21 protein-coding genes are annotated in these 24,377 nt (G+C 34.2%); 17 read left to right on the top strand and 4 right to left on the bottom strand.

What is annotated here, in order from left to right; translation table 11 throughout:
* Positions 1 to 3 precede the first annotated feature (3 nt).
* The 17 genes from OEA66_RS02635 (at position 4) to OEA66_RS02555 (ending at position 20,598) form a co-directional block, all read left to right on the top strand.
* Entirely contained in the window at positions 4 to 4,542 is a 4,539-nt protein-coding gene (locus OEA66_RS02635; RefSeq protein ID WP_267279895.1) for a TonB-dependent receptor plug domain-containing protein, read from the top strand.
* A 46-nt stretch (positions 4,543 to 4,588) separates the two neighbouring features.
* The gene (locus OEA66_RS02630) at positions 4,589 to 6,175 is read left to right on the top strand and encodes a vWA domain-containing protein (protein ID WP_311136908.1); all 1,587 of its coding nucleotides are present in this window, start codon (positions 4,589 to 4,591) and stop codon (positions 6,173 to 6,175) included.
* A 118-nt stretch (positions 6,176 to 6,293) separates the two neighbouring features.
* Entirely contained in the window at positions 6,294 to 6,797 is a 504-nt protein-coding gene (locus OEA66_RS02625) for a GbsR/MarR family transcriptional regulator (protein WP_267279894.1), read from the top strand.
* 90 nt (positions 6,798 to 6,887) lie between these two features.
* Positions 6,888 to 7,250 carry a hypothetical protein gene (locus OEA66_RS02620; RefSeq protein WP_267279893.1) on the top strand — a complete coding sequence of 121 codons (363 nt, stop codon included), beginning with the start codon at positions 6,888 to 6,890 and terminating at the stop codon, positions 7,248 to 7,250.
* 64 nt (positions 7,251 to 7,314) lie between these two features.
* Positions 7,315 to 7,659 carry a hypothetical protein gene (locus OEA66_RS02615; RefSeq protein ID WP_267279892.1) on the top strand — a complete coding sequence of 115 codons (345 nt, stop codon included), beginning with the start codon at positions 7,315 to 7,317 and terminating at the stop codon, positions 7,657 to 7,659.
* Positions 7,660 to 7,665: 6 nt separating this feature from the next.
* On the top strand, positions 7,666 to 8,067 hold the full coding sequence (locus OEA66_RS02610) for a hypothetical protein (RefSeq protein ID WP_267279891.1): 402 nt from the start codon (positions 7,666 to 7,668) through the stop codon (positions 8,065 to 8,067).
* Between the two features lie 101 nt (positions 8,068 to 8,168).
* Positions 8,169 to 8,558: a hypothetical protein gene (locus tag OEA66_RS02605; protein WP_267279890.1), complete on the top strand. Its 390-nt coding sequence runs from the start codon at positions 8,169 to 8,171 to the stop codon at positions 8,556 to 8,558.
* 17 nt (positions 8,559 to 8,575) lie between these two features.
* A complete protein-coding gene (locus tag OEA66_RS02600) occupies positions 8,576 to 9,388 on the top strand; it encodes a DCC1-like thiol-disulfide oxidoreductase family protein (RefSeq protein ID WP_267279889.1) in 813 nt (270 codons plus the stop codon).
* A gap of 92 nt (positions 9,389 to 9,480) precedes the next feature.
* Positions 9,481 to 9,930, top strand: coding sequence for an SRPBCC family protein (locus OEA66_RS02595; RefSeq protein ID WP_267279888.1), 450 nt, complete (start codon positions 9,481 to 9,483; stop codon positions 9,928 to 9,930).
* A 53-nt stretch (positions 9,931 to 9,983) separates the two neighbouring features.
* Positions 9,984 to 10,715 carry a YqjF family protein gene (locus OEA66_RS02590; protein WP_267279887.1) on the top strand — a complete coding sequence of 244 codons (732 nt, stop codon included), beginning with the start codon at positions 9,984 to 9,986 and terminating at the stop codon, positions 10,713 to 10,715.
* Between the two features lie 467 nt (positions 10,716 to 11,182).
* Positions 11,183 to 12,625 carry an alpha-L-fucosidase gene (locus tag OEA66_RS02585; RefSeq protein ID WP_267279886.1) on the top strand — a complete coding sequence of 481 codons (1,443 nt, stop codon included), beginning with the start codon at positions 11,183 to 11,185 and terminating at the stop codon, positions 12,623 to 12,625.
* Entirely contained in the window at positions 12,625 to 15,282 is a 2,658-nt protein-coding gene (locus OEA66_RS02580) for a beta-glucosidase (protein ID WP_267279885.1), read from the top strand. The genes OEA66_RS02585 and OEA66_RS02580 overlap by 1 nt, the downstream gene beginning before the upstream one ends.
* A 234-nt stretch (positions 15,283 to 15,516) precedes the next feature.
* A complete protein-coding gene (locus tag OEA66_RS02575; protein WP_267279884.1) occupies positions 15,517 to 16,827 on the top strand; it encodes a PQQ-dependent sugar dehydrogenase in 1,311 nt (436 codons plus the stop codon).
* 121 nt (positions 16,828 to 16,948) lie between these two features.
* The gene (locus tag OEA66_RS02570) at positions 16,949 to 17,221 is read left to right on the top strand and encodes a hypothetical protein (protein ID WP_267279883.1); all 273 of its coding nucleotides are present in this window, start codon (positions 16,949 to 16,951) and stop codon (positions 17,219 to 17,221) included.
* Between the two features lie 176 nt (positions 17,222 to 17,397).
* Complete coding sequence (lpdA, locus tag OEA66_RS02565) at positions 17,398 to 18,786, top strand: dihydrolipoyl dehydrogenase (RefSeq protein WP_267279882.1); 1,389 nt, start codon at positions 17,398 to 17,400, stop codon at positions 18,784 to 18,786.
* A gap of 275 nt (positions 18,787 to 19,061) precedes the next feature.
* Positions 19,062 to 19,676 carry a PH domain-containing protein gene (locus OEA66_RS02560; RefSeq protein WP_267279881.1) on the top strand — a complete coding sequence of 205 codons (615 nt, stop codon included), beginning with the start codon at positions 19,062 to 19,064 and terminating at the stop codon, positions 19,674 to 19,676.
* A gap of 115 nt (positions 19,677 to 19,791) precedes the next feature.
* Positions 19,792 to 20,598 (top strand): patatin-like phospholipase family protein, encoded by an 807-nt coding sequence (locus OEA66_RS02555; protein WP_267279880.1) that lies wholly within the window; start codon positions 19,792 to 19,794, stop codon positions 20,596 to 20,598.
* A gap of 287 nt (positions 20,599 to 20,885) precedes the next feature.
* Here the strand turns inward: OEA66_RS02555 and ade are convergent, their stop codons facing one another.
* The 4 genes from ade to OEA66_RS02535 form a co-directional block, all read right to left on the bottom strand.
* Positions 20,886 to 22,514, bottom strand: a complete 1,629-nt coding sequence (gene ade / locus OEA66_RS02550) for an adenine deaminase (RefSeq protein ID WP_267279879.1) — start codon at positions 22,512 to 22,514, stop codon at positions 20,886 to 20,888.
* A gap of 70 nt (positions 22,515 to 22,584) precedes the next feature.
* Positions 22,585 to 23,019, bottom strand: a complete 435-nt coding sequence (locus OEA66_RS02545; protein WP_267279878.1) for a hypothetical protein — start codon at positions 23,017 to 23,019, stop codon at positions 22,585 to 22,587.
* 66 nt (positions 23,020 to 23,085) lie between these two features.
* Positions 23,086 to 23,574, bottom strand: coding sequence for a hypothetical protein (locus OEA66_RS02540; protein WP_267279877.1), 489 nt, complete (start codon positions 23,572 to 23,574; stop codon positions 23,086 to 23,088).
* Positions 23,575 to 23,597: 23 nt separating this feature from the next.
* A complete protein-coding gene (locus OEA66_RS02535) occupies positions 23,598 to 24,317 on the bottom strand; it encodes an ABC transporter ATP-binding protein (protein WP_267279876.1) in 720 nt (239 codons plus the stop codon).
* Positions 24,318 to 24,377 lie beyond the last annotated feature (60 nt).

The raw sequence follows: 24,377 nt of genomic DNA, 5'->3' as shown, positions 1-24,377 counted from the left end.
ACAATGAACTTCAGATTTTTATTCAATATAGCTTTTGTTTTCACTCTGTTTTCATGCCTGTTTTTTAATGGACAGACTAAATTTAGTGATTTTAAAAAAGAGAAAACTTACATACAGACCAACCATGTTTTTTATAAACCTGGAGAGGAAATGTTTTTCAAAATATTTATTGTTCAGGCAGAAAATAATCTTCCGGCCAATCAAAGCAGAACTGTGAATGTAGAATTGGTTGATCCAAGCGGAGCTATTGTAAAGAAAAACAAATATGCAATAAAAAATGGTCACGCAGAAGGAGCTTTCAGTTTCTCAGAAGATATGAAAGGCGGAATTTATAAAATCAGAGCTTTTACAGCCTGGATGCAAAATGAAAAAGGAAAAAATGTTTTTGAGAAAGAAATTACCCTCCAAAAAATAGTTTCCCCAAGAATTTTAATGAAACTTGATTTTCCTAAAAAAGGCTATGGAGCAGGAGATGAGGTTCTGGCTGATTTCTCGATGAGAAGTTTAAGTAATCTTCCGATTCCTTTTTATGAAGCATTTTTTATAGTAACCCATGAGGGAGAAAAAATTTCCGAAGGTTCGCTGATTACCGATAAAGAAGGAAAACATTTAATAAAATTTAAACTTCCTGAAGTGCTGAAATCTGCGGATGCTTTATTGAGTATCAAAGTCAATTACGATGGTTTTACAGAGTCTATTTCTAGAAATATTCCGATTGTTCTTAATAATTTAGATTTAAAATTCATGCCTGAAGGCGGAACTTTCATTAACGGAATCGAACAAAATGTTGCTTTTAAAGTTTTGGACGAATTTGAAAAACCGGTTGATGCAGTTTTGGAAATTTACAATAATAATCATCAGAAATTGACAGAAGTTTCAGCCTATAATTTCGGCATGGGAAGTTTTCTTTTTACTCCGAAAAAAGGTGAAACCTATTATGCGAAGGTTTTGAAACCTCAAAACATCAGTAAAATCTACCAACTTCCTGTTGCTACAGATGTAGGAATTGTTTTAAATGCTAAAAAAGAAAATCAAAAAATCATTCTGAGTATTATTTCGACCTCAGAAAAGAACGTGGGAATCTTAGGAAACTTCCGTGGAAAAGAGGTTTATTCTAAGATGATGCGCTTGAAACGAGGTTTAAATCAAATTGAGATTTCAGAGAAAGAGTTTCCCATCGGAATTTGCAGATTTACAGTCACAGAAAATAATATTCCTCTGGCAGAAAGAATTGTATTTGTAAATGAAAATAAGCAGCTAAAGGTAAAAATTACTCCAATTAAGAAAAATTATTTGCCAAGAGAAAAAGTAATTGTGAATGTAGAAACCACCGATGAAAACAATCAACCTATTCCTGCAAACCTTTCCATGAGTGTCGTTGATGATAAATTATGGACGTATGCCGATGATAAACAAAACCACATCCTTTCATGGCTTTTATTGGATTCTGAGTTGAGAGGGAAAATAGAAAGACCTCAGTTTTATTTTGATAAAAAAGAAGTGAAAGCAACGAAAAGTTTAGACTTAGTCATGCTGACCAACGGTTACCGATATTTTGAAATGAATGTGGATGTTGAAAAATCCGGAAACTACAAATATCTTCCGGAAAAAATCAACCCAATTTATGGTATCGTAGAGGATGAAAACAAAAAACCGGTAAAAGCAGAAGTGTATCTGGTCGAAAATTATTCAAAAATAAAAAAGCAAGTGACCTCAGAAAATGGATTGTTTTATTTTTCAGATTTAGATGGAGAATATCAATATGACGTGATTGCAAAATCTTTAGAAAAAAAACAAAAAGTAAATATAAGGATGCTTTCTTATCAACTGAATATTAATCCTTTGATAAAGCAATCTTTAGAAAATATTAATGTTGATGAAATTATAAAAGATGCAGAGGTAAAAGATAAGAAGCCGTCAATTTCTCAGGAAATTGAGAGTTTGTTAAAAACTTTACCATCAATAAGAAAATCAGATTCTAGTAAGGTTGAAAAGAGTATTGAAGAAGTTGTGGTTGTAGGTCTTAAATCTATGACCAAAGAAGCTGTTTTCTCTACAATTAAAGATTTTGATAGAAGACCTAATGCCCCGCTAATGACAATCGCACAAGGACAACTTGCAGGTGTTAACATAGCTACAGGTACTGGACAGCCTGGTTCAAAACCTACTGTTGTGATTAGAGGATTTAGTACAACTAGTGTTCATGTTGAACCGCTTTATATTATTGATGGTTTTCCAACAAATAGTAATGCATTCCGCTCAATAAATCCTAATGATGTTAATAGCATGACAGTTCTTAAAGATGCTGAAGCAACTTCAATGTATGGTAATAGGGGCGCAAATGGTGTTATTATTATTGATACAAATAAACGAAAGAACTCAAACATAAAATTCGACATCACTCCCGAAACTTATTTTGCCGTAAAAAATATTCCCGGAGACAGTTTGACGATTTACGGTGAATTTTATCGTTATGATGGCTACAGAAAATTTTCCTATCCAGTTTATAAAACGACCAACACTTCATATCGTCATGATTACCGAGAAACTTTATATTGGAATCCCATTGTAGAAACCGACAAGAACGGAAAAGCTCAGGTAGAATTCTATCAGTCGGATGCCAATTCATCGTTCAGAATTATGACTGAAGGAATCTCTGCAAATGGCTTGATTGGTAGAGATGAAACTACATATGCTGCACAAAGTCTGATTTCAATCGATGCTAAAATTCCGCAATATTTAACACGTACAGATCAAATGATGATTCCAGTGGTGATTAAAAATAATTCAGCGGAAACGAAAACTTTAACGCTGAATGTCATTGTTCCGAACCATATAAAATTGATGAAAGCGGATAGTTTAATTACCTTAAAACCTTTAGAATCGGGAAGATTATTTGTTACGATGCAGACTGATAAATTAATCAATTCTAACATTCAGTTTACCGTTAAATCATATGAATTCAGGGAAACAATGATTTTACCTTTAAAAGTTGAGGAAAAAGGCTTTCCTCATCATTTCTCGATTGTAAATAACAAACCGGAAAATACAAAGATCAATCTTCCTGAATATGTAAACGGGAGTTTTGAAGCATCTTATTATGTTTATGAAAACTCAGCGTTACAAATGTTTGAGGATATTGAGAAATTAAAGCGTGAACCTTACGGTTGTTTCGAGCAGCTTTCCTCTACGGTTTATCCGAACGTTTTTATTTTGAATTATTTAAAAACGACTAACAAAATCAATTCGGGAACGGAATTTACTGTTTTAAAAAACATGAAAAAAGGATTTGAAAAAATGCTTTCATATAAAAACAAAGATGGCGGATTCTCGTATTTCAACGGAAATGAGTCTGATGTTGCTTTGTCCGCTTTTGCTCTGCTTCAATTCAGAGATTTAAAGAAATATATAAATGTTGATGCAAAATTGGTTCAGAATCTTTCCTCATTTATCCTGTCAAAGAAAAATTCTAACGGGCTTTTTGAAGTGAGAAGAAGTTATGAATCTCAATCGGCTTATTCTGAATATTACTGGTCTAGAAATATGTATGTTCTCTATGCTTTATCGAAGCTTGGTTTTAAAAATGAAATTCAGGATACTTACGAAACCAGCTTGAAAAGAGCAATCGCAACGAGGGATTCTTATCAGTTGGCTTTAATGGCGAATGCTTCTTCTAATCTTGGAAAATATGAGGATTACAATAACTTAATTTCGATTTTGAATGATCAATACAAGAATGAGAATGTAAAAACCAAGACAACATTTACAGGTTCAGGTGGAATTTCTGCCAATGCAGAAACGCTTTCGTTGTATATGATGGCATTGCAAAAAAATGATAAAATTAATCAGTTGGAAATTGCAAAAGTTGCAGATGAATTGATTAATTATAACGGATATTACGGATTTGGTTCTACACAAGCTACAACGGTTGCTTTAGAAGCATTGTCAGATTTCTTCGCTAAAAATGAAAAATTATTTGGAATTGATAAACCGGAAATTAAAATTAATAATGCCAAAGTATCACAAAATATGATGATTTCTTCAGCTTTCAGGAAAGGTGAAAACGAATTAAACGTTGAGTATTTATGTGACAGAGGTTTACCATACAAACTAGATTATCAATATTATACTTTAGAAGCTCCGAAAAGTGAAAATATTCCGGTGACTTTAGAAACAAAACTGAAGTCTGAAATTTCAAAAGTAGGAGAGACTAACAGAATGACAGTGACGGTAAAAAATAAAATCAACGGAGATTTACCAATGACAACTGCGAAAATAGGAATTCCTGCGGGTCTTACTTTACAAAATGCTTTGCTGAAAGATATGATCGATAAAAAGCAGGTTTCTTATTACGAAATATTTGATAACTATCTGGTTTTGTACTGGGAACACTTTGATGTGAATGAGACGAAAACAATTAATTTAGATTTAAAAGTAGAATTTGCCGGAGAGTATACAGGTAAAGCCAGTAATGTGTATCTTTATTATATGCCGGAAGTTAAGTTTTGGAATGAAGAAGTAAAAGCTGTAATAGAACCTTAAAGTTTAGACTAAAATTCTATATTTAGAACCAATAAAATCACATCGTATGAATAAAATTATTATAACAATTCTATCATTAACAATCATTGTTAGTTGTCAAAAGAAAAAAGAAGATGTTATTTCTTCAATGGATATGATATCTGAAGCTCCGATGGTGGCTAAAGAAATGAAAATTGATGAAACTGGTCAAGATAATCAGCTAACAAATACTGAAATAGATAATGACGATGAAGAGTACGCATCTCTTGTCGAAAATCCTTTTGAGCTTACGAAAAGTCAGCCTGTTTCTACTTTTTCTATTGATGTAGATAATGCATCGTATTCCAACATCAGAAGAATGATTAATGAAGGTGGAAAAGTTGATAAAAATGCAGTGAGAATCGAAGAAATGGTCAATTATTTTAAATATGATTATCCGCAGCCACAAACTCAGCATCCGTTTTCAATTAATACGGAATACAGCGATTCACCTTGGAATCCAAAACATAAATTATTGAAAATCGGACTTCAGGGAAAAAATGTTCCTATCAATAACTTACCACCTTCTAACATCATTTTTCTTATCGATACTTCGGGGTCGATGAGTGACGATAATAAATTACCATTGCTGAAGGAGTCTTTAAAAATACTTTTGAACCAATTGAGTTCTAAAGATAAAGTAGGAATTGTTGCCTATGCAGGAAGTGCAGGTGTTATTCTCCCTTCTACACCGGCTTCAGAAAAAGGTAAAATTCTTGAGGCTTTTGACAAACTTGAAGCTGGCGGAAGTACTGCAGGAGGGGAAGGAATTGAACTCGCTTATAAATTATCAAAAGAAAATTTCATAAAAGGTGGAAACAATAGAGTAGTTCTGGCAACGGATGGAGATTTTAATGTAGGTACATCTTCCGAAGCCAATCTCCAATCTTTGATTGAGGAAAAGAGGAAATCTGGAATTTATCTGACGTGTCTTGGTTACGGAATGGGAAATTATAAAGACAATAAACTCGAAACTCTGGCCGATAAAGGCAACGGAAATTATGGCTATATCGATAATTTGCAGGAAGCCAATAAGTTTTTGGGAAAAGAGTTTGCGGGAAATATTTACACTATTGCCAAAGATGTAAAAATTCAGATTGAGTTTAATCCTAAATACGTCAAATCTTACCGTCTGATTGGTTATGAAAACCGAAAACTGAGAAATGAAGATTTCGAAAATGATCAGATTGATGCCGGAGAATTGGGAAGTGGTCACACGGTAACAGCTTTGTATGAAATCATTCCATCAGATGTTAATTCTGAATTTGTACCGAAAGAAACGAAAATGAAATATTCTAAAGCTAATAATTCTACGGGTTTCGGGGAAGAAATGGCGACTGTAAAATTCAGATACAAAAAACCGGACAGTAATAAGAGCACGGAAATTAGTCAGATCATTAAAAATTCAGATTACAGAATGGCTACAGCAAGTCATGATTTTAAATTTGCAACGTCTGTTGCTTGGTTCGGATTGGTTTTAAGAGACTCGAAACTGATTACTAAAAAAGGACTTAACGAAATCGAAAGTATGGCAAAACAGGGAATTGGCAGAGATGATCAAGGTTACAGATCGGAGTTTATCAAGCTCGTTCAGAAATATAAATCAATAAACTAATAGATTAAAAACAGACATTTAGTTAGCTCTCTGTTTTATTTAAAAATAAACTTTCAAATATTATTGAAAATTCAAAAACTATCATTATATTTGTAATAGAAATTTAAACAAAACCAAAATGCAACTTTCAGAAGCCAAAGAAAAATACATCCAAACTTGGGGGACCTTTGCAACCAATTGGGGAATCAACCGGACGATGGCGCAGGTTCACGCTTTACTTTTAGCAGAAGGAAGACCTTTATCAACCGATGAGGTGATGGATTTGCTGGAAGTTTCCAGAGGGAATGCCAACATGAATCTTAGGGCATTGATTGACTGGGGAATTGTAAAAAAAGAATTTGTAAAAGGCGACCGCAAAGAATATTTCGTAGCAGAAAAAGATGTGTGGTATCTGTTTAAACAAATAACGAAAGAGAGAAGAAAGAGAGAAATAGAACCGGTAATTTCTTTCCTTGAAGAACTTAAAAATATTGAAGATAAAGATTCTGAAGGAGCAAAAGAATTTATCAAACTGATGGAAGATTTCAGTTCTGTGACAGGAAAGATTAATAATATTATGGATCTTGCCATAAAAAGTGACGACCATTGGTTGGTCGGAAAGATTACCAATTTATTAAAGTAGAAAGGACTTCAAAACTCCTTTTTTATTTCAATTGAAGTTTCAAAAATTATTGAAAGTATAATAAAATAGAATAACTAAAAAATAGAAGCCATGAAACTGAATATTTTAAAAGTAGAAGTGATTTTTCAAACAATTTTAAGTCTAGTAAGTCTTTTTTACATTCTCGTAGATTACAGCAAACATGATCAGGCATCAGACTTTTTTATCGCACTCTTTTTTATTGGTGTTGCCAATCTTTTAGGTTTTTTGATTAGAATAAGTACAATTGCTAGCAAATTTCACCGATATTACTTCTTCGGAGTAATCTTGTTTTTCATTTCATTGTATGCTTTATCTTGTCTTAGTATCAATTCTGATGTTGATTTTGTAATGTATTTTATGGGAACAGGAGGAGTACTTTTCAATATTTATTATTTGGCTTACGGATTTTACATCATCAAAAATTATAAGTAGAAAAAAAAAAAAATTTTATTTCATTCAAAGTTTCAAAAATTATTGAAAATACAATATTTATAAAATGTTTAATATTATTTCATATCTGTTATTTCTCGGAATCAGTTCTTATATCACAGTTGATGTGGGAAGAAGATGTTTCAATTCAGGGAAAATTTATTTGGAATATCTGATCAAAGACAAAGATTTTTGCTTAACCGTTAACAGAATTCTCCTTGGAAGTTATTATCTCGTCAATCTCGGTTACATCGCCCTTAATCTAAGTTTTTGGAACAAAATTTCAACTCTTGAAGAACTTCTTATCACCGTTTCCACAAGAATTGGAATCATCATTTTAATTCTCTGTGCATTGCATTTTACCAATATTACTGCGCTTTATCTTCTAAGAAAAAAATTAACAATAAAATAAATTATCATGACAGCAACTATCCTTACCCAAACGTACAATTTTTCAGCGTACATGATTTACCTGCCAATCGTAATCACCCTCACCGTGCTGGTTTCACAGTTTCTGTTTAAAAATTCCAAAACCTTTATGATTGATATTTTTCATCAGAAACAGGACATTGCAATGGCAACCAACTCACTTTTCAAAATTGGTTTCTATCTTTTAAACATCGGTTTTGCCCTCTGTATCATCGAGTTTTTCCAAATCGAAACGGTAGAACGGCTGGTCGTAGCATTAAGTAAAAAAATCGGCGGATTCTCTATTTATTTAGGAGTGATGATGCTTTTAAACCTGTTGCTTTTCTTAAAAGGCCGTAAACACGCTATGAATAAAGACAAAAGTCAGACCGAAGAAACTTCTCAACTGTAATCTTAAAATTTAAATATTATGAAAAATCTGATCGTTCATCTGTTCCTTATTTTTTATTTCGGAGGAAACACGAAAAGAATCAACTTTTAAAATTGAATACCATGAAAACGTTTATTAAATACGATTATTACATCCAGATCTTTGTTTTTATATGTTTTATTATACTTCTTATACTTGATATTGTTGCTCTTCAAAAAGGGTATAGTGTCATCGGATATTTTGTGATTGCGGCATTTCACACAATAAGCTTTATTATTAGAATTTTTTTGAAAAATTATTCTAAAAGCATCACTTTTAAAACTTATGCAATTACCAGTCTTACAGTTCTTATCTCGTTATTATTGATTACTATCTTCAAAGATGTGGAATGGCTCAACAATTTTCTGGGATTCATTTTATTATTTGGAATTCCTCTGACACCGTTTTTAGCAATTTGTTATCTAATTATTGTTCATACAGATTATGAGAAATTTTCAACGGTGAACGGTTAATTTTTAAAACTAAAAAGATGAAAACACTTAAAAACCACACCCTCATCTATGACAGCCAATGCCCGATGTGCAACCTCTATTCAAAAGGTTTCATCAGATCCGGAATGTTGGATGAAAACGGCAGAGAAGCGTTCACTGAATTAACTTTCGATACCAAAAATATCATCGATTTCAACCGTGCAAAAAACGAAATTGCATTTGTCAATTACAAAGATAAAAATGTGATTTACGGTTTAGACAGTTTGCTTTTGATTATTGGGAATTCATTTCCATTATTAGAGAAAATTGCCAGAATAAAACCTCTGCACTGGTTTTTTAAAAAGCTGTATTCTTTTGTGTCTTACAACAGAAAACAGATTATGCCTTCTGCAAAAGACAATTCGGCAGACGCTTGTGTTCCTGATTTTAATTTGAAATATAGATTGGCTTACATAGCTTTTGTTGTGCTTTTTTCATCCTATATTTTAAGTATTTTCACCGCTCGTTTAGGTTTAAATTTAAATCGGAATTTCGCAAGAGAATTTATAATTTGTCTGGGTCAAATCTTTTGGCAAACCGTATTTTTAAAATGGTATTTAAAAGAAAAATTATGGGATTATCTTGGAAATATGATGACCGTTTCCTTAATCGGGACGTTGCTTTTAATTCCTTCATTATTTTTAAACTTAAACTCAGTTTTATCAATCCTCTATTTTGGAATCGTTATATTCATCATGTTCTTGGAACATATCAGAAGATGTAAAATATTAAACTTAAATTTCCTTCCAATAATTTCATGGATGATTTTCAGAATTACGGTTTTGGCAATTTTAATTTACTTAAATTACTAAAATTAAGTCCCAACGGAACGGCTTAAAAAATGATAGGACGCAATCCTATCAAACAATTTTCAATATTATTTCATTTCTCTAAAATTAAAACAATGTCCACAATTCATTTGGAAACCTTAATCAAAGCCGATATTCACAAAGTTTTCGATATGGCAAGAGATATCGATCTCCACCAAAAATCCACTTTCAAAACCGGAGAAGTCGCCATCGCAGGTCGAACTTCAGGCTTGATTGAATTGGGCGAAACGGTAACCTGGAGGGCAAAACATTTAGGAGTTGTACAAACCCACACATCAAAAATTACAGCAATGGAAAAGCCGTATCATTTTACAGATATTATGCTGAAAGGAACTTTTAAATCCTTTAAACATCAGCATATTTTCAGGCAGGACGGCAAAAACACAGTGATGGCAGACATTTTAGAATTTGAATCTCCCTTTGGAATTATCGGTAAATTGTTTAATTATTTTTTTCTCAAAAATTATATGACTAAATTTCTCATCGAACGCAATAAATTAATCAAAATCACCGCTGAACAATAAATCTCAAATCTCAAATCTCAAATCTCAAATCTCAAATCTCAAATCCAAACGCAATGAAATTCCTCCAGGCCGAATGGCGAAAATTAGCCATCATCAACTACGAAATAGATCCCGAAATTCTCACAAAATACCTTCCCAAAGGCACCGAAATCGATTTTTATAAAGATAAATGTTACGTAAGTCTGGTAGGATTTATGTTTCTCAATACAAAACTTCTTGGATTGCCGATTCCTTTTCACAGAAACTTTGAAGAGGTTAACCTGAGATTTTATGTGAAGAAAAAAGAAGGAAATGAGTGGAAGAGAGGTGTAGTTTTCATCAAAGAAATTGTGCCGAAATATGCCTTGAGTATAGTTGCCAATTCGGTTTACAAAGAAAATTACAAGACCATGAAAATGAAAAACCAGATGCATTACAGCGAAGATGATCTGATTGTAAAATACTCATGGAAAGACAAAGACTGGTACTCCATGGAAATCACTGCCGAAAGCACCTTCCGAACGATGGAAGACGAGTCTGAATTTGAATTTATCACAGAGCACTATTGGGGTTTTACCAAAAGAGGCAGCAAAACTTCAGAATACGAAGTCTGCCACCCTAAATGGGAATGGTATATGGTGAAAAACCACCAGCTTGAAATAGATTTCAAACAGGTCTACGGAAAAGATTTCGAATGTCTCAATCATCAGAAACCACTGTCAGTAATGCTTGCTGAAGGCTCAGAAATTGAAGTAAGAATGAAGAAGTATCTAGTTGAAAAGATACAAGAGCCAGGTAAAAAGTAAAATAGAGCCAAGTGAAATGACCTGATTTTATGTCAACTTGCATTAAGTCAAAACAATGGTGTTTGTGCTTACAATCAACATAGATTATATCCAAACAGCGGTGGTTGCATTCAATGTAAATTTACATTTAATTAAAACAAGGGTGTTTGTCCTTAAAATCATTTTACATTAAGTCCAAACAAGTGTGTTTGTATTCAAATACATTTGACATAGAGTCCAAACAGGTATGTTTGTATTAAAAATCAATTTACATAATGTCTGAACAAGGGTGTTTGTATTCAAAATCATTTCAATATAAAAATATCTCAACAGTCCCCACAGAAAATCTCAGATTTTCAATCTCATGTGCTCTAAAATATTCTCAATCATTTAAACTTAAAACTAATGTGACTGTGTGTCAAAAAACTTTATGTCTTTTGTGGTAGAAAATTTCCGGTTAAATATTATTTTAGCAAAAACTAAACTTCATGTTCACCAAACCAAAAACGAAAACTCTTTTTCTCTCATCATTACTACTTTCATCCACTTTTTTCTCACAGGCTCACAATGTTTCAGAAGGCTACCAAAAAACTACAGATCCGCTTGTTATTCAGAATCTTGAAAACTGGCAGGATTTAAAATTCGGACTCTTCATGCATTGGGGAACTTACAGCCAATGGGGAATTGTGGAAAGCTGGAGTCTTTGTCCGGAGGATGAATCGTGGACACAAAGAAAACCTGAACATGGAAAATCGTACAATGAATACGTAGAAAATTATGAAAATCTGCAGAAAACATTTAATCCGACTCAGTTTAATCCACAAAAATGGGCAGATGCGGCGAAAAAGGCGGGAATGAAATATGTAGTTTTTACGACCAAGCACCACGATGGTTTTGCGATGTTTGATACCAAAGAATCTGATTATAAAATAACTTCTTCAAAAACTCCTTTTTCCAAAAATCCCAAGGCGGATGTGACGAAGGAAATCTTCAGTACATTCAGAAAAGATGGCTTTAAAATAGGAGCTTATTTTTCAAAACCTGACTGGCATTCTGACGATTACTGGTGGCCGTATTTTCCACCGAAAGACCGGAATGTAAATTATGATCCGAAAAAGTATCCTGAAAGATGGAACAGTTTTAAAAATTTCACCTTCAATCAGCTCAACGAAATCACATCCAATTACGGTAAAATAGATATTCTCTGGCTGGATGGAGGCTGGGTTCGTCCGTTTCACACCATCGACCAAAGTGTAGAATGGCAAAGGACCATCAAGGTCGAACAGGACATCGACATGGATAAAATCGGAACAATGGCACGAAAAAATCAACCCGGAATTATCGTTGTAGACCGCACGGTTCCCGGAAAGTGGGAAAATTATGTAACTCCTGAGCAGGCTGTTCCTGAAAAGGCACTTTCAATTCCGTGGGAAAGCTGCATCACGATGGGTGACTCTTTTTCTTACGTTCCGAATGACAATTACAAATCTTCTCAGAAAATTATTGAAACTTTGGTGAAAATCATTTCAAGAGGCGGAAATTACTTGATGAACATTGCTCCCGGGCCCAACGGAGATTACGATGCCATCGTTTACGAAAGATTAAAAGAAATTTCTGCTTGGATGGATGATAATCAGTCGGCGGTTTTTACGACTAGAGCGGTCGCACCGTATCACGTCGGAAATTTTTATTATACCCAAAGCAAAGATGGTAAAACGGTGAATGTTTTTCATTTGGATGAGAAAGCAAACTATCAGTCTCCGTCAACTTTAAGCTTTATAATTCCTGATCATTTTAAATCAAAATCTTTGAAAGTTTTAGGTTTAAAAAACAAAATTCAATGGAAAAAATCGGGTAATACAATTGAAATTCAATTGCCTGAAGACCGTAAAAAATTGAACCATGCAACCGTAATTGAAATATCGCAATAATGAAGTTTAAATTAAAATTAATTGGAATTTCATTGTTGAGTTCTGTTTTCATATCGGCTCAAAAACCGCTGTACAAAGATTCAAAACAACCGGTAGAAACAAGAGTTCAGGATTTACTGAAACGCATGACCCCCGAAGAAAAATTCTGGCAATGCTTCATGATTCCCGGTGATTTGGACAACGTTCCAAAAGATCAGTATTCTCATGGAATTTTCGGATTGCAGGTGAGTGCAGGAAATCAGGGCGGTGGAGTTGCCGGACAGTTGTTAAAATACAATGCGAACGAAGACGCAGAAAGACTGGCAAAAAAGATCAACGCCATTCAAAAATATTTCGTTGAAGAATCCCGACTGGGAATTCCAATTATTCCATTTGATGAAGCTTTACACGGACTGATGCGGGAAGGAGCAACTGCTTTTCCACAGGCAATCGGTTTGTCGGCGACCTTCAATCCTGATTTGATGAAAGAAGTTTCGACGGCGATTGCTAAAGAATCAAAACTGAGGGGAATCCGTCAGATACTGACTCCCGTGGTGAATCTTGCGAGTGATGTACGGTGGGGAAGGACAGAGGAAACGTATGGTGAAGATCCGTTTTTAACTTCCGTGATGGGCGTGAATTTCGTCAGTTCATTTGAAAATCAGGGAATAATTACGACTCCGAAACATTTTTTAGCGAATGTCGGTGAGGGCGGAAGAGATTCTTATCCGATTCACTGGAGCAAAAGATATCTGGAGGAAACTCATTTGGTTCCGTTTCAGAAAGCCTTTCAACAGGGAAAAAGCCGTTCGGTGATGACTTCCTATAACCTGTTGGATGGTAGACCTTCAACCGCCAATCACTGGTTGTTGACTGAAAAATTAAAAAAAGAATGGGATTTCAAAGGCTTCATCATCAGTGATGCCAGTGCGGTCGGTGGTGCAAACGTTCTGCATTTTACGGCAAAAGATTACGACGATGCTTCTGCACAGGCGGTGAGTGCAGGACTTGATGTGATTTTCCAGACAGAATATCAGCATTATAAATTGTTTATTCCGCCATTTTTAGACGGAAGAATTTCAAAGGAAAGAATTAATGATGCGGTGGCAAGAGTCTTAAGAGCAAAGTTTGAGCTCGGTCTTTTTGAAAATCCTTATGTTTCTCAAAAAGATATTGATGAATTAAAGAAGATCAATCACAAACCTTTGGCGGAAAAAACAGCGGTCGAATCTTTTGTTTTGCTTCAGAACAATCATCAGACGCTTCCAATTTCAGAAAAGATAAAAAAGATTTTAATTGTTGGGACTGACGCTGTGGATGCGAGACTGGGCGGTTATTCCGGACCCGGGAATAAAAAGGTGAGTATTTTGGATGGCATTAAAAATTTCGTTAAAAATAAAAATGTTGAGATCACCTACTCAAAAGGAATAGATTGGAATTTACAGAATTTTGCAACCGTTCCTGCAGAATTTTTATCTTCAGAAAATGAAAAAGGTTTGAAAGGATTTTACTTTTCCAATCCTGATTTAAAAGGAAATCCCACATTTGAAAAGCAGGATGAACAGATCAATTTCAAATGGACTTTATATTCTCCAAATCCTGAAAAACTGCAGCCGGATCATTACAGCGTTCGCTGGACAGGAAAACTGGAAGCGCCGGAATCAGGAAAATATAAATTAGGACTTCGTGGAAATGACGGTTTCAGACTGTATTTAAATGGAAAACTGTTCATCGACAATTGGGAAAAGCTGAGTTATTCAACCAAAACATTTGATTTAGATTTAGTTAAAGGTCAGAAATATGATATCACCATTGAATTCCATGAAAACAGAGGTGAAGCGAACATCGAATTGGTCTGGAATTATGGTTTAAACAATTACCAAAAAGATTTTGATGAGGCTTTAAAACTTGCTCAAAATTCAGATTACATCATTGTGACAGCCGGAATTCATGAAGGTGAATTTCAGGATCGTTCTTCACTGAGTCTGCCCGGAAATCAGGAAGATTTCATTAATGAAGTTTCCAAATTAAATAAACCGACAACCGTAGTTTTGGTGGGCGGTTCTGCCATAAAAACTACAGAATGGAAGGATAAAGTAGGAGCCATTTTGGACGTTTGGTATCTCGGTGAAGAAGGCGGAAACGCTGTGGCAAAAGTGCTTTTCGGAACAGAAAATCCTTCAGGAAAATTGCCCATCACGTTTCCGGTTGAGGAGGGTCAGCTTCCTTTGACGTATAATCACCATCCAACGGGTCGCGGAAATGATTACCACGATTTAAGCGGGGAGCCGTTGTATCCATTTGGATTTGGCCTGAGTTATACCACTTTTGAAATCTCTGAGTTACGCTTAAATAAATTGAAATATAAAGAAAACGAGACGGTCATTGCCAAGGTCAAAGTTAAAAATACAGGTACAAAAGCAGGAAGCGAGGTAGTTCAGCTTTATGTAAAAGATTTGCTGGCGTCTGTTTCAAGACCTGTTCTGGAACTGAAAGGTTTTCAGAAAGTATATTTAAAATCCGGTGAAATGAGAGAAATTTCAATTGAAATTCCGGTAAAAGAGTTGCAGTTTTTAGATGAGAAAATGAACTGGATTGTGGAAAAGGGAGCGTACAGAATTATGGTCGGAAATTCATCAAAAAATCTTCCTCTTAAGCAGAATATTGAGGTCGAATAATGTTCTGGATTAAATCTGATGATTAGCTGTAATGATAAAAAAATAGTATTTCCTGATTAAGTTTACGCCTTTGTATATCTTAACAACGACCTATATTTAAAATTCTTTGTCTGACTTTGCGTTAAATAAATAATTATATAAGAATCTAATCCACCAATGTGCAACCGTTTTCTTTTTAGGGAACGGTTTTTGCAATTTTTGAGGCAAAATATTTAACACATCACATCATTATTTATGAAAAAATATCTTCTACCGGCAGTTGCAGTGCTGTTTTTCAGCTGTAAAGAAAATAAAAATCAGAATATTTCAGAAACCGAGGTCGTTACCAAAACAGATACTTTAAAACTTCCGGCACCTGATGAGAAAGGTGCCAAAAATAAATTCAGTAACGTCATCGGATGGCCTGCAGGAAAGGCTCCGACAGCTCCTGAAGGATTTACAGTGACCCGTTTTGCCGAAAATATTAAAAGTCCGAGAAACATGATTCAGGCTGCAAATGGCGATATTTTTGTCGTACTTTCCAATTCCGAACGTACGAAAACTGAGAAAATTAAAAATGATATCAGTGGAAAAAGCGATGCTGAAGTCGGAGGAAAATCAGCCAACCGTATTATTTTATACAGAGATGCCAACAAAGACGGAGTGGCAGAATCATCGTCTGTTTTTCTGGATAATCTGAATCAGCCATACGGAATGCTGATTATTAAAGATAAATTTTATGTCGCCAACACCGATGGGCTATGGGTATATCCGTATAAAGATGGTGATACGAAAATTACCCAGGCCGGAAAGAAAATCGTTGATTTACCTGCCGGAGGTTACAACAATCACTGGACGAGAAATCTAATAGCCAATAAAGATCAGTCTAAAATATATATTTCCGTTGGTTCCGGAAGTAACGTCGGTGAAAACGGGATGGAATATGAAGTGAGAAGAGCCAATATTCTTGAGGTCAATCCTGACGGAAGCGGAGAAAAAATCTACGGAGCCGGACTTCGGAATCCTGTCGGAATGAGCTGGAATCCTTCCACCGGAGAGCTTTGGACCGTTGTAAATGAAAGAGATGAATTGGGTGACGAGCTCGTTCCTGATTATCTGACGAGTGTGAAAAGAGATCAGTTTTACGGCTGGCCATACGCTTACTTTGGAAAGAATGAAGATCCGAGAAGAAAAGGAGAGAAACCTGATTTAGTTGCGAAAACCATTGTTCCGGATGTTCCTTTGGGATCGCACACGGCATCATTAGGACTTACTTTCTACACTGGAAATCAGTTTCCTGAGAAATATAAAAACGGCGCATTTATCGGACAGCATGGATCTTGGAACCGCTCATCTTTAGTTGGTTATCAGGTAGCTTTTGTGCCTTTTGCCAATGGAAAAGCTTCAGGACCCTATCAGCCATTTTTAACCGGATTTATAGCTAATGAAAAGAAAGGCGACGTGTACGGAAGACCTGTAGGTGTTTTGCAAATTGCCGACGGATCTCTTTTGGTTGCTGATGATGTCAGCGGAATTGTGTGGAGAGTGGCACATTCTAAAAAGTAAAAGTTTGTGTCAATACCAATTTCATTCAAAAAATTTACATCAAATTTTGTGGTATGAAATATGTAATATCTAGCTTATAACCCATTGAAATTGTACAATTTCAATTACAAAGTTAAACGTCATGAAAAAGTTATTGATATCAGCCATTCTTTTACTAGGATTATCGTTCAATGCTTATGGTCAGAAACGTCCGCCGAGACCGCCTGCACCGTCACATCCGTCAAAAAATCAATTGACAAACAGCAAAGCGAGTGAATTGGATAAACGGTACCGAACAGAAAAGAAGATGATTATGAATCATCCGGTGGCTACTAAGAAAATGAAAAATGAACAGCTGAGAGCCTTAAATCTGAGATATCAGAATGAAAAAAAACTGCTGAGAGCTGCAAGATAATCTTCGGGAGTAATCCTTTAAATGAATTAAAAATATAAAAAAGAGAATGCGAAAGTGTTCTCTTTTTTGCATTATAATAAAAATCATATGACTTTTTTCAAAGCGTGGTCATATCCATCTGTTTAGACATACAAATCCAATATTTTTCCTTAAATTCGCATAAAAATTTTAAGCTAATGAATTACGATATTATTGTCATCGGTAGTGGTCCTGGTGGATATGTTACAGCAATCAGAGCAGCACAGTTGGGTTTTAAAACTGCAATTATCGAGAAAGAAAATTTAGGAGGAATCTGCCTTAACTGGGGATGTATTCCTACAAAAGCTTTATTGAAGTCAGCTCAGGTTTTTCATTACATCAATCACGCTGAAGATTATGGTTTAAACAAAGTGGAAGCGAGTTTTGAGTTTCCTAATGTAATCCAGAGAAGCCGTGGTGTTGCCTCTAAAATGAGCAAAGGGATTGAGTTCTTGATGAAAAAGAACAAAATCGACGTAATTCTTGGTACTGCAAAAGTACAGAAAGGTAAAAAAGTTTCTGTAACCGATAAAGACGGAAAAGTAACTGAATATTCTGGAACCAACATTATCCTTGCTACAGGAGCGCGTTCAAGAGAATTGCCAAACCTTCCACAAGACGGTAAAAAAGTAATCGGATACAGACAGGCATTATCTCTTCCTGAGCAGCCAAAATCTATGATTGTTGTAGGTTCTGGAGCTATCGGTGTTGAGTTTGCTGATTTTTATAACACAATGGGTACGAAAGTAACTGTTGTTGAATTCTTACCAAACATCGTTCCTGTGGAAGATGAAGAAATCTCAAAACACTTAGAGAAATCTTTGAAGAAAACAGGTATCGAAATTATGACCAACGCATCTGTTGAAAGCGTAGACACAAGCGGAAACGGTGTGAAAGCGACTGTAAAAACAGAAAAGGGAAATATCACTCTTGAAGCTGATATCCTGTTATCAGCTGTGGGAATCGCTGCAAACATCGAGAATATCGGTCTTGAAGAAGTGGGCATTCAGACAGATAAAGGAAGAGTTTTGGTAAACGAATGGTACGAAACTTCAGTTCCTGGTTACTATGCAATCGGAGATATTATCCCAACTCAGGCTTTGGCACACGTTGCTTCTGCTGAAGGTATTACTTGTGTAGAAAAAATAAAAGGAATGCACGTTGAGAAAATCGACTATGGCAATATTCCTGGATGTACGTACTGTCACCCTGAAGTGGCTTCTGTTGGTCTTACAGAGAAACAGGCTAAAGAAAAAGGGTATGAAATCAAAGTGGGTAAATTTCCTCTTTCTGCAAGTGGAAAAGCGACTGCCAACGGAAATACTGACGGTTTCATCAAAGTAATTTTCGATGCTAAATATGGCGAATGGTTAGGTTGTCACATGATTGGCGAAGGTGTAACTGATATGGTTGCTGAAGCAGTTGTTGCAAGAAAACTTGAAACTACAGGTCACGAAATCATCAAATCTATTCACCCGCATCCAACGGTTTCTGAAGCGATTATGGAAGCTGCTGCAGCTGCTTATGGTGAAGTGATTCACATTTAATTAGAAATTTTATTCTAAATATTCTAAACCACAGATTCGTCTGTGGTTTTCCTTTTTTTATCTAAATATTCATTTTATACCTTAATCAAAAAATCTTTTTGGTCTTGGTAAAGTGTCAACGTCTTTGAGATCCTTAAAAACGTTTAGATAAGAAAAAAAAAAGTGCGCTCTGTGTTCAAATCATGTATGGTCATTAAAATTTTTCTAACGTCATATTTTATTTCAGTTATTTTCTTAATTTTAGTCACTTAATAAAATACAGATTAAAATAAATTATGTTTAAAAAATTAGCTGCCGAAGCTCTGGGACTGGGAGATATAGGTAAAATCATTCCTGCTCAGGATTATGACAAAGTAGATTCCGATGATTATATTTTGTCGGAAGATAACGAGAAAATTTTCTTTTTAATCAAATCCCGAAGAGACGAATACTGTTTTACCAACAGAGCGTTGATTCACATCGATGGTGCAAGTGCCATCGACAGAAAAAGAATTTTAAGAAGGTATGAATACTACCAGTTTCCTTTTTCGAATGTGACTTTGCAAACTGCGGGAACCATCGATCTCGATGCTGAAATTGCATTTAACATTGGAAATGTGCCGTTGATTATCAGCGTTGCGAAAGGTCAGATCGATCAGTTGAAAGATTTATACAAAGCACTTCTGGCGATTCAGCAGGAAGTTCATCATAATCATTCACTGTTGAACTTTTCCAATGACAGTATTTCGAAAGCGATTGGAAGTGTTGCCTCTGGAAAGCAGGAAAATGTATCTAAAAGTCAGGAACTAAGAGCAATCAATGAATATATTTTTGCATGGAACACGAACAGTTTCGATCGTTACAATCAAAAAGATTTTTCTAAAATTTTTGAGAAGTATATTAACAATTAGCATATTATATACAAAACCACAGTTTTTTTCTGTGGTTTTTTTAATATTAAAGAATTAACAAAATATTTAGACTTCTTAAATATGATGTTTAAGGATGTTTTCATACATTTATTCAATGAACTTTGAAAAAACGGGATTGGTTTTATCGGGTGGCGGTACTAAAGGTATTGCTCATGCAGGAGTACTAAAATTCTTAAGCGAACAGAATATTGATGTCGATATTTTGGCTTGTTGCAGTGCAGGTTCAATCGTTGGATGTCTTTATGCGATTGGCAAAAAACCAGAGGAGATTTTAGATTTCTTTCAGTCTGTATACTTTTTCAATTGGAAACATTTTGCATTCAATCAACCAGGCTTAGTGTCATCCGTGATTTTTAATAATTATCTCAAACCCATTTTCCGTGATATGAAAATTGGAGATTTAGATAAAGAAATTAAAATTGTTGCTACGGAATTAGTCGGCGGAACAGAGAAGATTTTTGATAAAGATTTTCTGGTAACCGATGCAATCATTGCATCCTGTTCAATTCCGGGAATTACTACGCCTTATATTTTAGGAGAAGAAATGTTCTGCGACGGTGGAGTTCTGAATAATTTTCCGGCAGATATTATCCGTGATGATTGTGATAAACTGATTGGCGTTTTTGTCTCGCCTCCTCATAATATTAAAATCAACGATTTAAAGTCGATTAAAGCGATTGTTTCCAGATCTTATGATTTGCTTTCATACCGTATCGAAAAGATTAAATTTGAGCATTGTGACTGGTTAATATCTTCGCAAGATTTATCGAGTTATGGAACTTTTGAGCGTAAAAAAGACCGTTTAGAACAAATTTTCAATATCGGTTATCGTGCCGCTAAAGATAGTTTTAATGAAAGCCAATTTTACGCAGCATTGAAAAATGAAAAACGAATTGTTTAAAATATTTTTATTGGTAAATCGCAAAGAAGCAATTTTTAACAACTATACTTTTTAAGACGCAAGGATTTTATCTTCGATAAAATTTAATTAGCAAAATGAATTTGTGATATTAACTTAGCCTCAATCTTTAATTTAAGACTAAGTTTTCGATATGCTGGTCGTCCCTTCGAGTAGATTTTTGAAAAAAAATCATATCGAGAAGTTCAATTTAATTAAAAGTTCTCGATACATTTTTCTTCATTTTATTGCGAAAAACACTCGAACTGACGAAAGATTTAAAGTATCCTTTATCTAATAAAAACATCCGTAAACTCGAAATTTTTACCATTAAAAAGACCTTTATCGCTTAATTTCAATTCTGGAATTACCAAAAGTGCCATGAAAGATAAGCTCATATAAGGCGCTCTCAATTGGCTTCCCAGTTCTTTGGCTCGTTGATCTAATTTAATATATAATTCCGCAACTTCTTCGGCAGGAAGATTAGTCATAATTCCTGCAATTGGTAATTCTAAAACCAATTCTTCGGTTTCTGTAGCAAGAGAAATTCCACCTTTTGCTTTGATAATGGCGTTTACAGCTTTGCAAATATCATCGTCATTCGTTCCTACAACGACAATGTTATGACAGTCATGGGCAACACAAGAAGCGATGGCTCCGTTTTTTAGACCTATATTTTTAATAAAAGCAGTTGCTATTGGTGCATCATTATATCGATTGACAACGGCGATTTTTAGAATATCCTCTTCAATATTTGATTCGGTAAAACCATCGATATCCAGTGTTTTTGCTTGGATTTCGTGAGTAATTAATTGTCCGTCAAGAGCTTCTATCACACGAATAGTATCACTTTCACTTTTAATTTTAAAATCAAAAGGTTGTTTTAAACTGCAATTAAAATTGTTTACAATTATAGCTTCAACAGATTGAATAAAGGATTTGCCATTTTCTGCAACCAATTCTCCGTTAATGTAAGTTTTTAAAATGTTAAAATTTTCTATGTTATCAATTTGAATAAAATCAGCATTATCGCCAACTTGTAATAATCCAATTGATAAATTATAGTGTTGTACTACATTGTAAGATGCAGCTCGTAAAATATCATATAAATTATAACCAGCTTTCAAAGCACGTTTCACATGATCATTAATGTGAGATTCAATCAAATTATCAGGGTGTTTGTCATCACAACAAAACATAATCTGCTCCGGAAAATCTTTCAACAAAGGAATTAAAGTTTCGAAATTCTTTGCTGCACTTCCTTCCCGGATCATAATTTTCACTCCATGTTTCAGTTTTTCAAGAGCTTCTGTATGACCAAAACATTCGTGGTCTGTAGTAATTCCTGCATCAAAATACATTTTCATTCCTTCACCCATCAATCCGGGAGCGTGACCGTCAATTGGCTTGTTGTGCTTTTTGGCAAAAGCTATTTTCTTCAGAACTTCCTCATCTTTATAAATTACACCCGGAAAATTCATCATTTCAGCTAAATAAACAATTTCATTTCTGCTTAATAATTTATCGATGTCATCAGAATCAATTACAGCTCCCGCTGTTTCAAATTGTGTGGCAGGAACACAAGATGGAGCACCAAAATAAAAATGAAAAGGAACTTTTTTCGCATTATCAATCATATAATTTACGCCTTCAATACCTAAAACATTGGCAATCTCGTGTGGATCTGAAATTGTTCCAACAGTTCCGTGTTTTACAGCAATTTTGGCAAACTCAGATGGAATAAGCATACTGCTTTCAATGTGTACATGAGCATCGACAAAACCTGGTAGAATATAAGTGTCTAAAGTTTCATCGATTCTTTTTACAGAAGCAATTTTTTTATTTGAAACAATTATTTCTGCAGGAAAAGTTTCTCTTGAAATAATGTCTATTAAATTGGATTTAAGTGTAAATTCCATGATGTTTTATGATAAATAAAAAATTCCTAATCGTGAAATTAGGAATTATTATTTAATTTTTTGTTTTAAATTAATTTTTAACGACCTGTGCGTCTTGGCTTACCAATGTTTCACCATTTCCATCAATTACGACTAAAGTATAAGGTGCTTTTTTGGCGGAAGCAGTCAGATAATTTCTCCAAACCTGATATAATGTACCATTATTGTTGAATTCAAAATAGTAATTACCTCCAGATCCGTCAGGAATTAATTCTCCGTCACTGATAATCATGCTTGGTTTTGAGGTAATTTTTGTGTTAGCTCCCCAAGATTGATACAGATAATTTCCGTTTGGTTGTTTATCGATTCTTACTTTGAATTTTTTAGTTTTGATGATAACAGTTTTTGGAACATTTTGAAAATATCCGGTTCCGTTATCGTTTTTAGGATTTGGTTTTAAATCGTTTGCTGAAATCAATGAAAACTGAGCAATACATAAAGTTCCTAATAATAATTTCTTAATCATTTTGATTTGTTTTTAAAATTATAAAATGGGAATCAAATTTAAAGCCAATAAACGATCTCAATTTTTTTATTTAAATATTTCTTTGAACTCATTGATGTAAGAAAATTTTTCGTAACCTAAATGGTTGAAATTATTTTGAATATAGTCTTTTATTTTCAAATAATTTCGATGATATGATTGAGATACATTAATTACTTTGTTTTCTTTGCTATATAAAAAAATAAATTCGTAAGTCCCGCCATTATCACTTTGATGACTATATTTCCAACCCTCAATTTCTGAATGAACATATTTTTTAGTTATAAGCCCAAAGAATTGCTTAACGGTAATTTCTTTATTTTTAAATATTACAATTGTACATTTTGTCCTGAACTCCAGAAAAAGTAGTAATAAAAATGAAGATATCATTATTGTAGGAACAAAAATTTTCACAAAGATTTTATCATTGTAATGTGGAGAAATAAAGAAATCAGGAAGAATAAAAATAATTGCACATAAAATTGCTATTAATACTATAGGTAATAGAAAAGCTTTAAAAGTAAATTTTGTTTTCATGTTTACAAAACAATACTCTTTATTTAATCAAGAATCTGAACTTCAAAATCCTGTGTATAATGTGCAAAAGCTTCTTCCAAACTATTAAATTTACCTTTAAATTCTTCAATTGCGCAATCTTGTAAAATATTTCCTTTATGAATCAGAATTACTCTCGAGCACAATGCTTCAACTTCCTGCATAATGTGCGTAGAAAGCAATACCGTTTTAGCTTTGCCAATTTCTTTCACCACATTTCTGATTTCCAGAATCTGATTCGGATCTAATCCGTTTGTTGGTTCATCCAAAATCAACAAATCCGGTTGATGAATAATCGCTTGAGCTAAACCAACTCTTTGCTTGTAACCTTTAGACAGTTGTCCTATTTTCTTTGATTTTTCAGGAGTAATTCCTACTAATTCAATTACTTCATCGACTCTTGATTCAGAAATTTTATGAATATTAGCAACGAATTGAAGATATTCTTTCACATACATTTCAAGATACAAAGGATTGTTTTCAGGAAGAAAACCTATTTTCTTTTTGCTCTCAATTTCGTTTTCGGTAATGCTTTTTCCGTTGAAAATAATCTTGCCTTCATCAATTTTCAAGGCACCGACAATAGATTTCATTAAAGTAGATTTTCCGGCTCCGTTCGGACCCAAAAGACCAATGATTTCGTTTTTGTCGATTGTGATATTGATGTCGTTAAGAGCAGTCTGCTCACCAAATTTCTTTGTTAAATTAATTACCTGAAGAGACATAGTACAATGAAATATTTTGACAAAAATAGAAATAAAAAAACTCATTCGGTAAAATGAGTT

Source organism: Chryseobacterium luquanense (assembly GCF_026460945.1).
GTDB lineage: Bacteria > Bacteroidota > Bacteroidia > Flavobacteriales > Weeksellaceae > Chryseobacterium > Chryseobacterium luquanense.
This window is presented reverse-complemented; position numbering and strand designations above follow the sequence as displayed.